The organism is Xanthobacter sp. SG618 (assembly GCF_012932745.1).
Lineage (GTDB): Bacteria > Pseudomonadota > Alphaproteobacteria > Rhizobiales > Xanthobacteraceae > Xanthobacter > Xanthobacter flavus.
In genome coordinates this window covers 1,092,146-1,105,286 of sequence record NZ_JABBHL010000001.1, presented here as the reverse complement: position 1 = coordinate 1,105,286, position 13,141 = coordinate 1,092,146, and the positions used below count along the sequence as shown (strand labels likewise).

Below are 13,141 nucleotides of genomic sequence, written 5' to 3'. Positions count from 1 at the left end.
GGGGTCACTCGATGTCTGAATGAAGGGGCGGGTCAGATGAGGCCTTCGGCGGAAAGGCCATCCACCAGGGACGCGAAGGCGGCGCGCACCATGTAGAACTGCGCGCCCACCACGGTGACGGAGACGCCGTGCGCCTTGGCGAAGGCGCGCTCTGGCTGGGTCCAGCAGGGCATCACCCAGGGCTTGCCGGCCGCCTTCGCGGCGGCGGCGATGCGGGCGATGTCGGCCTTGTCGGCGTCGGAAAAGGTGTAGCGCTCGTTGCTCGCCGCCATGGCAAGGTCGGTGGGGCCGGCGAACAGGCCGTCCACCGTTGGCAGGGCCGCGATGGCCTCCACGTCGGCGAGGGATTCCCGGCTCTCGATCATCGGCCAGCACTTGACCCGGGCGTTCTCGTCCGAGGCGTAGGTGGGCGAGGCGGGGCCGTACATCACCGTGCGGCCACCGGCGTAGGAGCGCACACCGAGCGGGGGATATTTGGCGGCGCCGGTCACCTGCCGCGCATGGTCCACGCCGGCGATGTGGGGAATGATGACCGCATCGGCGCCGAAATCGAGCGCCTGCTGGATCGGCTCGGTGAGCGGGCCGAGCACCTTGGCATAGACCTTGATGCCCAGCGCCCGGCAGAAGGGGATCACCCGGTCGAGGTCGTCGAGGTTGAAGGTGCCGTGCTCGATGTCGAGCACCACGGCGGTGAAGCCGGCATCCCGCGCGATCTCGATGTGCGGGAACACCGGGGCGGTGAGCCAGAAGGCGAAGGAGGCGAGGGAGGAGGTCACGTCAGGGCTCCGAGCGTCAGGCAAGGCTCTCCCGTTCCCGCGCAAGGCGGGTCGGCGGCAAAGCGGTGGGAAGGGGCCGGCGTCAGCCGCCGGCCGATGTCATTTCACGAAGGTCCGGGTGAGGCCGGCGGTGCGGTCCACGACCAGCACGACGGCGAGGGTCAGCACCACGAGCAGCACCGAGATGGCGGCCGCCATGGGGTCCGCCTGCTGATCCACGTGGTTGTACATGGCCACCGGCAGCGTCTGCAGGCGCGGTCCGGTCATGAACAGGGAGAGCACCACCTCGTCGAAGGAAACGAGGAAGCACAAGGCGGTGGTGGAGACGAGCCCCGAGCGCATCATGGGCAGGGTAACGCGGAAGAAGACGGTGAGCGGCCGCGCGCCGAGCATCCCGGCCGCCTCCTCCACCGTGAGCGGCAGGTTGGCCAGCGCCGTCGAGAGCACCCGCACTGCATAGGGCAGCGTGACGATCAGATGGGCGGCCACCAGCCCCTGGAAGGAGCCGATGAGGCCCATGGGCGCGAACACCAGCAGCAGGGCGAGGCCGAGCACGATGGTGGGCAGCAGGAGCGGCGCCGAGAACAGGTTGGAGAGGGCTTCCGCGCCCGGCGGCTTGAGGCGCACCAGCGCATAGGCCGCCGGCAGGCCGATGCCGAGCGACAGCACGGTGACCACGAAGGCCAGCGCGAGGCTGATCCAGAAGGCGTTCATCATCACCGAATTGGCGAAGATGGCGCCATACCACTTCACGCTCCAGCTGGAGGGCGGGAAGGCCATGAAGTCGTCGCCGCTGAAGGAGATGGGCAGTACAACCAGCAGCGGCGCCAGCAGGAACAGGAACATCAGTCCGGCGGCGATCTTCAGGGCCGGGGAGACGGGGCGTTCGTCCATGTCTCTCCTCCTCAGGCGATGCGCCGCAGGGCGCGGGCGTAGAGAGTGAGGGAAATGCCGAACACCACGAGCACGATCATGGAGAGCGCGGCGGCGAGCGGCCAGTTGAGGGTCACGATGGCCTGGTCGTAGATCTCGGTGGCGAGCAGGAACACGCGCCCGCCGCCGAGCAGCTTCGGCGTGACGAAGGAGGAGATGGCGAGCACGAAGCACAGGAGCCCGCCCAGCGCCATGCCGGGCGCAGTGAGGGGCAGCACCACCCGCCAGAAGGTCTTGAGCGGCGAGGCGCCCAGCGTCAGCGCCGCTTCCTCCAGCCGCGGATCGAGCCGGCCGAAGCCGGAGAGCAGCGCGAGGATCATGTAGGGCATCAGGATCTCGGTGAGGCCGATGACGACGCCGGTGAGGTTGAACATCAGGCGCGGCGGCTCCGCCATGCCGAGGGCCATCAGCGCGTTGGCCACCAGTCCCCGGTCGGAGAGGATGGCGATCCAGCCATAGGTGCGCACCACGGCGGAGGTGAGCAGCGGCGCCACCACCAGAACCATCAGCACGGTCCGCCAGGTGCCGGTGGACCGGTGCAGGTAGAGCGCGATGGGGTAGGAGGCGATGAGCGTCAGCACCGTGATGAGGAGGCTGACCCCCACGCTGTTGGTGATGAGCTCCAGCGTGAAGCTGTCGGTGAGGGCGTTGGTCCAGGTGTCCAGATTGTAGCCCGCCCCGAGCGCGCCGGAGGCCTGCGCCTCGCGGAACGACATCTTCAGCAGGTTCACCACCGGCCACAGGAAGCCGATGGCATTCACCACGGCGATGGGCAGCAGCAAGGCGCTGGCCGTGCCGAGGGGGCCGAGCCGTCGCGGCTCCGCGTGGGAGAGAGCGAGGCTCGTCATGATGCGGCGTACACGAACGTGTCCTGGGGGCGCCAGGACAGGGTGACGGGCGTGCCGGGGGCGAGCAGGGCCTCGCCGCCGCGGGTGGAGGCCTCGGTCTTCAGAAGGGTGCCGGCAGCTTCCACCTCATATTCGAGGATGTCGCCGGCGAAGGTGGCGCGGGTCACGGTGCCGGAGAGCTGGTGCAGCCCCGCATCGGCCGGGGCCGTACCGGTAGACAGGACCATGCGGTGAGGCCGCACCATCACGTCCACGTCGCCTTCGAAGCCGGGGGCGGAAACCGTGATCCCCGCCACCTGCGCCACGCCGCCGGACGCCCGGCCGGATAGGCGGTTGATGCGGCCGACGAAGCCGGCCACGAAGGCGGTCTTCGGATGCTCGTAGATCTCATGGGGCGTGCCCACCTGCTCCAGCCGGCCGTGGTTCATCACCACCACCTTGTCGCAAATGGTGAGGGCTTCCATCTGGTCGTGGGTGACGAAGATGGCGGTGATGCCGAGCCGCTTCTGGATGTCACGGATCTCGGTGCGCATCTCGTCGCGCAATTTGGCGTCGAGGTTGGAGAGCGGCTCGTCCAGCAGCAGGATGGACGGCCGCACCACCAGCGCGCGGGCCAGCGCCACGCGCTGCTGCTGGCCGCCGGAAAGCTGGGCCGGGCGATGGTGCTCGCGGCCGGTGAGGCGGACCATGGCGATGGCCTCCTTCACCCTCTGCGCCGCTTCCGCCTTCGGCACCTTCCGCATCTCCAGCCCGAAGGCCACGTTGCGGGCGATGTCCATGTGCGGGAACAGGGCATAGGACTGGAACACCAGCCCCATGTCCCGCTTGTAGGGCGCCACGCCGGTGAGGTCGCGGCCGTCCACGACGATATGGCCGGAAGAGGCGGGGACCAGCCCGGCGATCATGCGCAGCGACGTGGTCTTGCCGCAGCCCGACGGGCCGAGGAAGGCGACGAGCTCGCCCTTGGCCACATCGAGATTGAGGTCGTCCACCGCGGTGAAATGGTCATAGCGGCGGGTGAGGCCCCGCAGGGACAGGAAGCCCTGTCCCTGCGCCAGGCGCGTCATCTCGGCGGGCTCGGCGTGGATCATGGCTGCCCTCACCGGCTGGCCGGCAGGACGCGGCGGCGCCACTGCTCCGCGATCTTGTCGCGCACCTGCGCGAGGGCGATCCAGTCCACCGCCATCACCTTGTCGAGGTTCTTCACCGCGGTGCGGTCGAGCGCGGCACCGGTGATCTCGGCCTTGGAATTGGTGGGGGCGTAGAACATGGTCTCGGTGAAGCTCTTCTGCGCCTCGGGGGAGAGCGCATAGTTCACGAAGGTCTTCGCCGCCTCGGCCGCGGGGGCGCCCGCCACCAGATTGATGGTGTTGATCTGGAAGATGGTGCCTTCCTGCGGGATGGTTGCCTTGATCTTCCCGCCGGACTGCTCGCTGTTCACCTGGGCGCGGGCGTTGTAGCCGACGCCGAGGGTCGCCTGCCCGGTGATGATGGGGGCGTAGACCTCGGGCTTGGGCTCCCACGTCTGCACGTTGGGGGCGATCTCGGCCACGGCGGCGAGGCCCTTGTCCACGTTGGCGAGATAGTCGGTGCCGCCATTGGCCTTGTTGAGGATCAGCACGAGGCCGAGGCCCTGGATGTCCGGCACGCCGGGGATCACCACCTTGCCCTTGTAGGGCGCCTTGGCCATCTCCATCCAGGACCTGGGAGCCTCCTTCACCTGCTCGGCATTGTAGAGCAGCACGAGGTTGTCGAAGGTCACGCCCACACCGGCCACGCTGGGGATGCGGGCATTGGGGTAGAGGTCCTTCACGTTGGGGATGTTGGTCTCGTCGATCTTGGTGAAGAGGCCTTCATCCGTGCCGGCCTTGGAGACCGACACGTCCATGATCACCACGTCCGCCTGCGGCGCGGCCTTCTGGGCGCGCAGGTTGCCCAGCATGGCGGCGGAGGAGGGTAGGGGGAAGAAGGTGACCTTGATGTCCGGATGCGCCTTCATGAAGGGCTCGATGACGGCCTTCGTATAGCGCTCCTGGAAAAGGCCGGAATAGGCCATCACCGTCAGGTTGGTTTCCGCCGCGGCCGGACCAGCCATGAGGCCGGCGGCGAGGAGGCACAGGGTTCCGAACTTGTGTGCTGCGTTCATCTCGTTGTCCCTCTGGAAAGGTGACCGGGCCGGTTGTGCGGCCTCTCGTGAAGTGTTGAATCAGCGGTTTGGCGGGCTCAGGCGGACAGGAGCTTCGCCTCCACCATGGCGCGGGCACCGGAGATGTCGGGAAGCTTCTCGCCGGCCGCGAGGCGCGACAGGAGGACGACCTCCGCCTCCTGCATGGCGATGGCGCGGGCCGCCACTGCCGGCGCCTCGGCCGGCTTCAGCACCACCACGCCGCTCTCGTCGCAGAGCACGGCGTCGCCGGGCGAAACGGTCTGGCCGCCCACGTTCACCGGCACGTTCAGCGCGCCTTCGAGGCCGAGTAGCTTGGTGGTGATGGGCGAGGGGCCACGGCACCACATGGGCATGTCCACGCGCACGATCTCAGAGAAGTCGGTCGCCGGGCCGTCGATGACGCCCGCCTTCACCCCGGCCATCTTCATGGCGTTGGTGATGACCCCGCCCCAGCAGGCGTGCCGCGCGTCGCCGCAGCGCTCGATCACCACAACGTCGCCGGGGCGCACATAGGCGGTGAGATAGTGCAGCAGGGTGGAGTCGGCGTGGGGAATGCGCAGGGTCACCGCGGTGCCGGCCACCCGCTTGCCCGGCAGAACGGCGCGGATGTCGGGGTCCACGAAGCCGGAATGCAGCACGTGGCCGATGGTCGCCACCTCGCACTTCTCCAGCTCGGCGACGAGGTCCGGCGCAATCTGCTCCGGCATGGGGTTGACGATGAACATGGGGCAGGCTCCGCTCAGGCGAGGACGTGGTGGCGGGCAACGGGAACGTTGGCGCGCACCTTGCCGGTGTAGGAAAAGTCGAGGCGCGCGGAGGTGAAGCCCACCCCGTCCGAGCACTGGGCGGCGATGTGGCCCCAGGGGTCGATGACCATGGAATGGCCCCAGCACCACTTCCTGCCACCGGCGTGGGAGCCGGTCTGGCCCACCGCGAGGAACCACGTCTGGGTCTCGATGGCGCGGGCGCGGGCCAGCACTTCCCAATGATCCTTGCCGGTCATCAGGGTGAAGGCGGCGGGTAGCACGATCACGTCGGCGCCCTTGTCGGCCAGCTTGCGGAACAGCTCGGGGAAGCGGATGTCGTAGCAGATGGCGCAGCCGACCGTGGTGTCGCCGACCCTGTACGTTACCACCTCGTCGCCGCGGCTGACCGTGTCGGATTCGCGGTAGACAGTGCCGCCGGTGATCTCCACGTCGAACAGGTGGATCTTGCGGTAGCGGGCGATCTCGCTGCCATCCGGGCCGAACACCAGGGTGGTGTTGTAGAAGGCGTTGCCGTCTTTTTCGGCGACGCTGCCGGCATGGATCGCCACCTTCAGGCGCCGCGCGAGGCCGGACATGAGCTGGTAGGCCTCCCCTTCCGGGAAGGTCTCGGCGGAGGCCTGAGTCTCCTCGGGCGTGTCGCCGAGGCAGGCGTAATATTCCGGCAGGACCACGAGGTCGGGATGTTCGAGAGCGACCGCGTCCTCGATCAGTGCTTTGGCGGCGCTGAGGTTCGCCGCCTTGTCGCCTTGGCTGTTCATCTGGATGAGCGAAACCTTCACGCCCCTGCCTCCTTGCTGGTGAGGCAAGCAGAGCAGAGGCGCCAAGGCCCGACAAACGCGAAATAATTGTCCGCCGTGACAAGCAATGCTTATGAGAACGGCATAGGCGGGTGCTGCTTATTCCGTGTGCAGCGCAGCATGCCCATCGAGAGGGTCGCCGGCGGCGATCGCGGCGGCCATGTGGGCGATCAGGCCGGGCAGGGGGCTGCCGGGTTCGTCGCGGAAAATGGCGTGCAGGTTCAGGGGCGGAATACGCGCATCCACATCCAGCAGCACGAGTTCTTCCCGCTCCAGCATCTCGGCAACGACCACGTCCGGCAGAACCGCGACGCCCATGCCGTCGCGGACGAGGCGGGTGATGGTGGCCAGCGAGTTCGAGTTGAGGATGCGGACGAGGTGCGGGTCGAGTCCGGAGGATTCGATGAGCTTCTGCACGTTCTGGTGCGGCTGCGAGCCGCGCGAGAAGGCGAAGATGGGCTGGGTGGCGATGTCCTCCAGCATCAGGCGGCGGCCGTGGAGCCCGAGGCGCGGGGAGGCGACCCACACGCAGCCATAGCTGCACAGCTCGATGTTGCGGCAGCCCGGCGCCAGCACCGGGCCGGCGATGAGCGCAAGGTCCACTTGGCCCTCGAGCAGCATGCGCGCCACCGTGAGGCTGTTGTCCACGGTGAGGTCCAGGTCCACCTCGGGATAGATGGACTTCACATGCTCCACGAGACGCGGCAGCCACGCATAGACGATGGTGTCGATGGTGCCGATGGCCACGCGCCCGCGCAGCCGGTGCGGATCGCCCACGCCGAGCCTGAGATCGGCCGCGAGCCGCACGATGGTCTCGGCCTGGGCCAGCGCCCGCTCGCCGGCCGGCGTGAGGCTGACATTGCGCAGGTCCCGGTCGAACAGGCGCACGCCGAGGTCTTTCTCCAGCGTCGCGATGCGGTTGGAGACGGCCGCCTGCGTCGTGCAGAGCCGGTCCGCCGCACTGGAGAAGCTGCGCAGCCGGGCAACCCAAAGGAAGGTTTCAAGGAACCTTATGTTCATGCGCCCTGAAGGCTCCCGCCACGACCGAGGGGCGCGATCATGCCCCTTGCGACCAGAACTGCAACCTCCGCCGGGGAGCGAAACGTGGGAGCCGTGGGAAGGCGGCTGTTATGGCTGGCGCAGTCGGCTAGAGCGCGTACGCTCACGGACCAATCAGGGGATTATGGGCTGGAATGGTGCTGCGAGAGAGGATTGAACTCTCGACCTCTCCCTTACCAAGGGAGTGCTCTACCACTGAGCTACCGCAGCGTGCCGGCGGGCCGCACGGAAGCGGGAACCGCGGCGACGGGTGTGCCGTCGTCAGGAGCGCTCCTCTAGTACATGCGGCGCTGCGGTGCAAGGGGCTCGGCATCGATGGCAGTGGATGACGTAGCCGGCCGGCGCGGTTGGGCGCTCGGCAGGCGGCGGTCGCTGAAAAAATGCGCCTGCTTGCGGCTTGAGCGTTTCCTTCCGCACGGCTAGCCTTCGTTCCACGAGGCCTGGATGGGGGAAGTCATGGCAGCGGACAAGGCGCGCAAGGAAACCATCGGCGCCGTCCGGCGCACATTCGCCCCCTGGAAGGATCCAACCCAGACGCCGCTCATCCGCTTCGAGAACGTCGTCAAGCGGTTCGGCGATTTCACCGCGGTCAATAACGTCAGCCTCGATATCTATGAGCGAGAGTTCTTCGCCCTGCTCGGTCCCTCGGGCTGCGGCAAGACCACCCTCATGCGGATGCTCGCCGGCTTCGAGGAGCCGAGCTCCGGCCGCCTGACGCTCGCGGGAGAAGATCTCGCGGGGGTGCCGCCCTACCGGCGGCCGGTGAACATGATGTTCCAGTCCTACGCGCTGTTCCCGCACATGAACGTGGCGGACAACATCGCTTTCGGCCTGAAGCAGGACAAGATGCCGAAAGCCGACATCGACGCCCGCGTCGAGGAGATGCTGACGCTGGTGAAGCTGGAGAAGTTCGCCAAGCGCAAGCCGCACCAGCTCTCCGGCGGCCAGCGCCAGCGCGTCGCGCTCGCCCGCTCCCTCGCGAAGCGCCCGAAAGTGCTTCTGCTGGACGAGCCCCTCGGCGCCCTCGACAAGAAGCTGCGCGAGGAGACCCAGTTCGAGCTGATGGACCTGCAGATGGACCTCGGCATGACCTTCCTGATCGTGACCCACGACCAGGAGGAGGCCATGACGGTGGCCGACCGCATCGCCGTCATGAACCATGGCGTGCTGGTGCAGGTGGACCCTCCGGCGGAGATCTACGAGCAGCCCGCCACGCGCTACATCGCCGACTTCATCGGCGAGGTGAACCTGATCGAATCAACCGTCACCGCCTGCGAAGGCGAGATCACGCGCCTCACCTCCGATGTGACCACCTCACCCCTCACCGTGGCGCATCCCTGCGAGGTGGCGGCGGGCGGCAATGCCTGCATCGCCATCCGGCCCGAGAAGCTGCGCATCTCCCTCGATCCGCCGCCGGAGGGGAGCGAGAATGTCTTTGCCGGGGAAATCTGGGACATCGGCTATCTGGGCGATCTCAACATCTACCATGTGGAGCTCGCCTGCGGTCAGCGCCTCAAGGTGTCCCAGCCGAACCTGTCGCGCCGCGTGGCGCGGCCCATCTCATGGGACGACAAGGTGTGGGTCACGTTTGATCCCGACGCCGGCGTCCTCCTGACCCGTTAGGAGGCAGTCATGGCCATGGCGGGCGAGAAGGGCAGGGGCCGCTGGGTGGTGATCGCGGTCCCGTATCTGTGGCTTCTGGCGCTGTTCCTGGCGCCCTTCCTCATCGTGTTCAAGATCTCGCTGTCGCAGGATGTGGTGGCCCAGCCACCCTATGCGCCCCAGCTCGATCTCTCCAACGGCCTTTCGGGCATCACCGAGTTCCTGTCCGGCCTCTCCTTCGCCAATTATGGCTATGTGCTGGATTTCTCGAACGAGTTCCTGGAGGCCTACGGCTCCAGCCTCGTCATCGCCTCCATCTCCACACTGCTGCTGCTGCTGGTCGGCTATCCCATCGCCTACGGCATGGCGCGGGCGCCGCGCTCCATCCAGCCGACGCTGCTGATGCTCGTGATCCTGCCCTTCTGGACCTCGTTCCTGATCCGCGTCTACGCTTGGATCGGCATCCTCTCACCGGAGGGCCTGCTCAATCAGGGCCTGATGGCGCTGGGAGTGATCGATACGCCGCTGGAGATCCTGAACACCAATCTCGCGGTCTATATCGGCATCGTCTACTCGTACCTGCCATTCATGGTGCTGCCGCTCTATTCGGCGCTGGAGAAGCTGGACCTCACGCTTCTTGAGGCCGCGGCCGATCTCGGCTGTCCGCCGGTGAAGGCGTTCTGGAAGATCACCTTTCCCCTCTCCATCCCCGGCGTCGCGGCCGGTGCGCTCTTGTGCTTCATCCCCGCGGTGGGCGAGTTCGTGATCCCCGATCTGCTCGGCGGCTCCGACACGCTCATGATCGGCAAGTCGCTGTGGACGGAGTTCACCGTGAACCGCTCCTGGACGGTGTCTTCGGCGGTGGCGGTGCTGCTGCTGCTCGTGCTGGTGATCCCCATCGTGATCTACCAGAACATCCAGCAGCGCGAACTGGAGGCGGGCAAATGAGAAAAGGCCTCACCTGGTTCAACGTCACGTCCATCGTGCTGGGCTTCGCCTTCCTCTATATCCCGATCATTCTTCTGGTGATCTACTCCTTCAACGCCTCGCGGCTCGTCACCGTGTGGGCGGGGTTCTCCACCCAGTGGTACTGGTCGCTGCTGGAAAACGAGCAGCTCATCGATGCCGCGTGGGTGACGCTGCGCATCGCCTTCTTCTCCTCGCTGGTGGCCACCGTGCTCGGCACCATGGCGGCGCTCGCCCTCACCCGGTACGGGCGGTTTGGCGGGCGCACGCTGTTCTCGGGCATGATCTATGCGCCCCTCGTCATGCCCGAGGTCATCACCGGCCTGTCGCTGCTGCTGCTGTTCGTGGCGGTGAACTTCGACCGCGGCTTCTGGACGGTGCTGCTCGCCCACATCACCTTCACCATGTGCTTCGTGGCGGTGGTGGTGCAGTCGCGCCTCGTCACCTTCGATCGCACGCTGGAGGAGGCGGCGCTGGATCTCGGCTGCCCGCCCTTCCAGACCTTCTTCAAGATCACCCTGCCGCTCATCCTGCCGGCGGTGGTGTCCGGCTTCATGCTGGCCTTCACCCTGTCGCTGGATGATCTGGTGATCGCCAGCTTCACCACCGGCCCGGGCGCCACCACGCTGCCCATGCGCATCTATTCGCAGGTGCGCCTCGGCGTGACGCCGGAGATCAACGCGGTCTGCACCATCCTCATCGCCATCGTGACGGTGGTGGTGATCGTCGCCTCCATCGTCACCAAGCGCGCGGAGAACCAGCGGCAGGCGGAGGAGCGGGCGGCCCTGCAATAGGCGCCGTGGAACGGGCGCGTCGCGCGCCCTAGATCGCGGCGAACCGCACGATGACGCCGCCGTGGATGACGCTGCCATCGGCGACGGCTTCCGCCGACCATGCTCCGGAGGGCCGGCTGCCCGCGGGAGATGCGGGGGTGGCGAAGGCGCTGAAGGCGGTCACGATCTGGATCATGAGCAGCAGGGCGCCGGCCAGCATCGCCCCGCCCATCAGCAGCGCGAGCCCACGGTTGCGGTCGGCGGATACGGTGGCGGCGGTGGCCATGCAAACTGCTCCCGGTGTTCGAGTGACCGGGAGCGTGGCAGCAAATCGTTAACCATAACCTTAAGTTTCGGCATCCCGGGTCCGCCCCGGAAGGCCGCCTCAGCGGCCCTCGCGCACCCAGGCGGCGGTAATGACACCGAGCAGCAGGAGCAGGCCGGAGAGGCCCGCGAACATCGGGAAAAGGCCGATGCCGCGCACCACCGAGACGTCTCGCGTCTTCAGGCCCATCCAGTCCTCGCCGGCCAGCCGGTCGGAGGCGGAAACCTGAACGAGGCGCGGCACCTGCCCGTTGAGGTCGGCGAGCCGCCACACGCCGCCGCCCGTCGCCGTCGCGATGGGGGCGAGCACGTCGCGGGTGCTGGTCACCTCGGCGAATTCCTTGGGGTTCAGGGGGCCGATATTGGCGAGGGCGTTCAGCGTGCCGTTCTGCGCCCGCCACAGGCCCAGCTCGTCCGCCGGCGTCTTGGCCTGCCACAGGCCGGGCTCGACCTGCGCGAGGGTGAGGGTGCGCAGCGCACCGGAGGGTGTGGTGACGGTGGCGGGCGGCACCTGATCCGCCATGGTCTGGCGCTCCACCACCAGATCGCGGCCGGACACGGTGAGCTTGAGGCGCTCCTCCTCCAGGTCCGGTTCCTTCATCAGCCAGTGTGAGAGGCGGCGCAGCAGGTCTATGTGCGGTCCGCCGCCCTCATAGCCGCGCGCCCACAGCCAGATATGGTCCGAAAGGAGGAGGGCGACGCGGCCCTCGCCCACCCGGTCCACCAGAAGCACCGGCTTGTCGCCGGGCGCGGACATGAGGCTGGTGCCGGAGCGCGCCTGCGCATCGATGACGCGGAAGAAGCGGCTCCAGTGGGGCGGGTCGCTCTCCGAGCCCGGCAGGTTGCGGGTGACGGGATGACGCTTGCCGGGGTCCGTGAGCTTGGCGTGATACGGAGCGTCCGTGGCCTCGCCGCGCGGCACGCCGGGAAGGATCTCCTCCAGCGGCGTGTTGTAGAGCGAGCCGGTGTCGAGGAAGTCCGTGCCCGCTGCCACCAGCACCGCGCCACCGGCCCGCACATAGCGCACGATATTGTCGAAATAGATCTGCGGCAGCACGCCCTGCTGGGCGTAGCGGTCGAAGATGATGAGGTCAAAATCCTTGATCTTGGTCTGGAACAGCTCGCGGGTCGGGAAGGCGATCAGAGAGAGTTCATTGATGGGCGTGCCGTCCTGCTTCTCCGGCGGGCGCAGGATGGTGAAGTGGACGAGGTCCACATTGGCGTCGCTCTTCAAGAGGTTGCGCCAGGTGCGCTCGCCCACGTTCGGCTCGCCGGAGACGAGGAGCACGCGCAGCTTGTCGCGCACGCCGTCGATGGCCACGGCGGTGCGGTTGTTCACCTGCGTCAGCTCGCCCTCGAGCGGGGGCACCTCGAACTCGACGATGTTGGGGCCGGCGTGGGTGATGTCCACGTCGATGCTGGCGCTACGGCCGGTGGTGACGGTGGGCCGGCCGATCACCTCGCCGTCGCGGCGGATGGTGACGGGCACGCGGGCGCCGGCGGGGACGCCTTCGTCCGTCACCTTGAAGGTCACGGTCTGCTTCTGGCCGACGATGCCGAAGCGCGGCGTCTTCTCCAGCGCCACGCGACGGTCCCGCTCGCCGGCGCGGCCGGTGATGAGGGCGTGGACGGGGGCGGAAAAGCCCAGCGCGCCGGCATTTTCCGGCGTGTCGTGGACGCGGCCGTCGGTGATCATGATGGCGCCGGCCACCCGCTCCGGCGGCACATCGGCGAGGCCGGCCGAGAGGGCGGAGAACAGGCGCGTGCCGTCCACCGAGCCGTCGCCCGCATCGGCCTCGATGGTGCGCACCTCGACGCCGGAAAGCTTGCCCAGCCGCTCGGCGAGCTGGGCACGGGCAGCCTCGGTCTGCTGGGTGCGTTCGCCGAAGGATTGCGACTGGCTCTTGTCCACCACCAGCGCCACCACGGAGGACAGCGGCTCGCGCTCCTCACGGGTGAAGGAGGGGTTGGCAAGCGCGAGCAGGCCCACGGCCAGCGCCAGCGCGCGGAACACCGAGCCACGGGTGCGGGAATAGACCAGCAGCCCCGCGAGCAGCGCGGCCGCGACCGCGACCGCGATCAGCGCCGGCAGCGGCAGGAAGGGGGAAAAGGTGAGGCCGTAGCTCATA

13 protein-coding genes and 1 tRNA gene are annotated in these 13,141 nt (G+C 67.7%); 3 read left to right on the top strand and 11 right to left on the bottom strand.

The window, feature by feature from the left end; translation table 11 throughout:
- Nucleotides 1-32 precede the first annotated feature (32 nt).
- From FHT36_RS05260 to FHT36_RS05220, 9 genes are all read right to left on the bottom strand, one after another.
- Nucleotides 33-776, bottom strand: coding sequence for an aldolase/citrate lyase family protein (locus FHT36_RS05260; protein ID WP_169121394.1), 744 nt, complete (start codon nucleotides 774-776; stop codon nucleotides 33-35).
- Nucleotides 777-875: 99 nt separating this feature from the next.
- The gene (locus FHT36_RS05255) at nucleotides 876-1,670 is read right to left on the bottom strand and encodes an ABC transporter permease (protein WP_169121393.1); all 795 of its coding nucleotides are present in this window, start codon (nucleotides 1,668-1,670) and stop codon (nucleotides 876-878) included.
- Between the two features lie 11 nt (nucleotides 1,671-1,681).
- Nucleotides 1,682-2,557: an ABC transporter permease gene (locus tag FHT36_RS05250; protein WP_169121392.1), complete on the bottom strand. Its 876-nt coding sequence runs from the start codon at nucleotides 2,555-2,557 to the stop codon at nucleotides 1,682-1,684.
- Nucleotides 2,554-3,648 carry an ABC transporter ATP-binding protein gene (locus FHT36_RS05245; protein WP_246702007.1) on the bottom strand — a complete coding sequence of 365 codons (1,095 nt, stop codon included), beginning with the start codon at nucleotides 3,646-3,648 and terminating at the stop codon, nucleotides 2,554-2,556. Before FHT36_RS05245 ends, FHT36_RS05250 begins: the two co-directional genes overlap by 4 nt.
- An 8-nt stretch (nucleotides 3,649-3,656) precedes the next feature.
- Nucleotides 3,657-4,703 (bottom strand): ABC transporter substrate-binding protein, encoded by a 1,047-nt coding sequence (locus tag FHT36_RS05240; protein ID WP_169121391.1) that lies wholly within the window; start codon nucleotides 4,701-4,703, stop codon nucleotides 3,657-3,659.
- A gap of 77 nt (nucleotides 4,704-4,780) precedes the next feature.
- On the bottom strand, nucleotides 4,781-5,449 hold the full coding sequence (locus FHT36_RS05235) for an RraA family protein (protein ID WP_169121390.1): 669 nt from the start codon (nucleotides 5,447-5,449) through the stop codon (nucleotides 4,781-4,783).
- Between the two features lie 14 nt (nucleotides 5,450-5,463).
- Nucleotides 5,464-6,270, bottom strand: a complete 807-nt coding sequence (locus tag FHT36_RS05230; protein ID WP_169121389.1) for a carbon-nitrogen hydrolase family protein — start codon at nucleotides 6,268-6,270, stop codon at nucleotides 5,464-5,466.
- Between the two features lie 117 nt (nucleotides 6,271-6,387).
- The gene (locus tag FHT36_RS05225) at nucleotides 6,388-7,308 is read right to left on the bottom strand and encodes a LysR family transcriptional regulator (protein WP_169121388.1); all 921 of its coding nucleotides are present in this window, start codon (nucleotides 7,306-7,308) and stop codon (nucleotides 6,388-6,390) included.
- Between the two features lie 174 nt (nucleotides 7,309-7,482).
- Nucleotides 7,483-7,557, bottom strand: a tRNA-Thr gene (locus FHT36_RS05220).
- Between the two features lie 234 nt (nucleotides 7,558-7,791).
- Here FHT36_RS05220 and FHT36_RS05215 point away from each other — a divergent pair.
- From FHT36_RS05215 to FHT36_RS05205, 3 genes are read left to right on the top strand one after another with little or no spacing between them, the layout of a single operon-like run.
- Nucleotides 7,792-8,970 carry an ABC transporter ATP-binding protein gene (locus tag FHT36_RS05215; RefSeq protein WP_393975437.1) on the top strand — a complete coding sequence of 393 codons (1,179 nt, stop codon included), beginning with the start codon at nucleotides 7,792-7,794 and terminating at the stop codon, nucleotides 8,968-8,970.
- A gap of 9 nt (nucleotides 8,971-8,979) precedes the next feature.
- Entirely contained in the window at nucleotides 8,980-9,897 is a 918-nt protein-coding gene (locus FHT36_RS05210; protein WP_210257557.1) for an ABC transporter permease subunit, read from the top strand.
- On the top strand, nucleotides 9,894-10,709 hold the full coding sequence (locus FHT36_RS05205; RefSeq protein ID WP_169121387.1) for an ABC transporter permease: 816 nt from the start codon (nucleotides 9,894-9,896) through the stop codon (nucleotides 10,707-10,709). The genes FHT36_RS05210 and FHT36_RS05205 overlap by 4 nt, the downstream gene beginning before the upstream one ends.
- A gap of 28 nt (nucleotides 10,710-10,737) precedes the next feature.
- On the opposite strand, the gene FHT36_RS05200 is transcribed toward FHT36_RS05205, so the two are convergent.
- Both FHT36_RS05200 and FHT36_RS05195 read right to left on the bottom strand, forming a co-directional pair.
- The gene (locus FHT36_RS05200; RefSeq protein ID WP_169121386.1) at nucleotides 10,738-10,974 is read right to left on the bottom strand and encodes a hypothetical protein; all 237 of its coding nucleotides are present in this window, start codon (nucleotides 10,972-10,974) and stop codon (nucleotides 10,738-10,740) included.
- Nucleotides 10,975-11,073: 99 nt separating this feature from the next.
- Nucleotides 11,074-13,140: a hypothetical protein gene (locus FHT36_RS05195; protein ID WP_169121385.1), complete on the bottom strand. Its 2,067-nt coding sequence runs from the start codon at nucleotides 13,138-13,140 to the stop codon at nucleotides 11,074-11,076.
- Nucleotide 13,141: the final 1 nt, after the last annotated feature.

Excerpts from the sequence above, each read along its gene's own strand:
- FHT36_RS05245 (WP_246702007.1), bottom strand. The coding sequence starts at position 3,648 with ATGATCCACGCCGAGCCCGCCGAGATGACGCGCCTGGCGCAGGGACAG.
- FHT36_RS05255 (WP_169121393.1), bottom strand. The coding sequence starts at position 1,670 with ATGGACGAACGCCCCGTCTCCCCGGCCCTGAAGATCGCCGCCGGACTG.
- FHT36_RS05205 (WP_169121387.1), top strand. The coding sequence starts at position 9,894 with ATGAGAAAAGGCCTCACCTGGTTCAACGTCACGTCCATCGTGCTGGGC.
- FHT36_RS05240 (WP_169121391.1), bottom strand. The coding sequence starts at position 4,703 with ATGAACGCAGCACACAAGTTCGGAACCCTGTGCCTCCTCGCCGCCGGC.
- FHT36_RS05235 (WP_169121390.1), bottom strand. The coding sequence starts at position 5,449 with ATGTTCATCGTCAACCCCATGCCGGAGCAGATTGCGCCGGACCTCGTC.
- FHT36_RS05210 (WP_210257557.1), top strand. The coding sequence starts at position 8,980 with ATGGCCATGGCGGGCGAGAAGGGCAGGGGCCGCTGGGTGGTGATCGCG.
- FHT36_RS05195 (WP_169121385.1), bottom strand. The coding sequence starts at position 13,140 with ATGAGCTACGGCCTCACCTTTTCCCCCTTCCTGCCGCTGCCGGCGCTG.
- FHT36_RS05250 (WP_169121392.1), bottom strand. The coding sequence starts at position 2,557 with ATGACGAGCCTCGCTCTCTCCCACGCGGAGCCGCGACGGCTCGGCCCC.
- FHT36_RS05200 (WP_169121386.1), bottom strand. The coding sequence starts at position 10,974 with ATGGCCACCGCCGCCACCGTATCCGCCGACCGCAACCGTGGGCTCGCG.
- FHT36_RS05225 (WP_169121388.1), bottom strand. The coding sequence starts at position 7,308 with ATGAACATAAGGTTCCTTGAAACCTTCCTTTGGGTTGCCCGGCTGCGC.
- FHT36_RS05215 (WP_393975437.1), top strand. The coding sequence starts at position 7,792 with ATGGGGGAAGTCATGGCAGCGGACAAGGCGCGCAAGGAAACCATCGGC.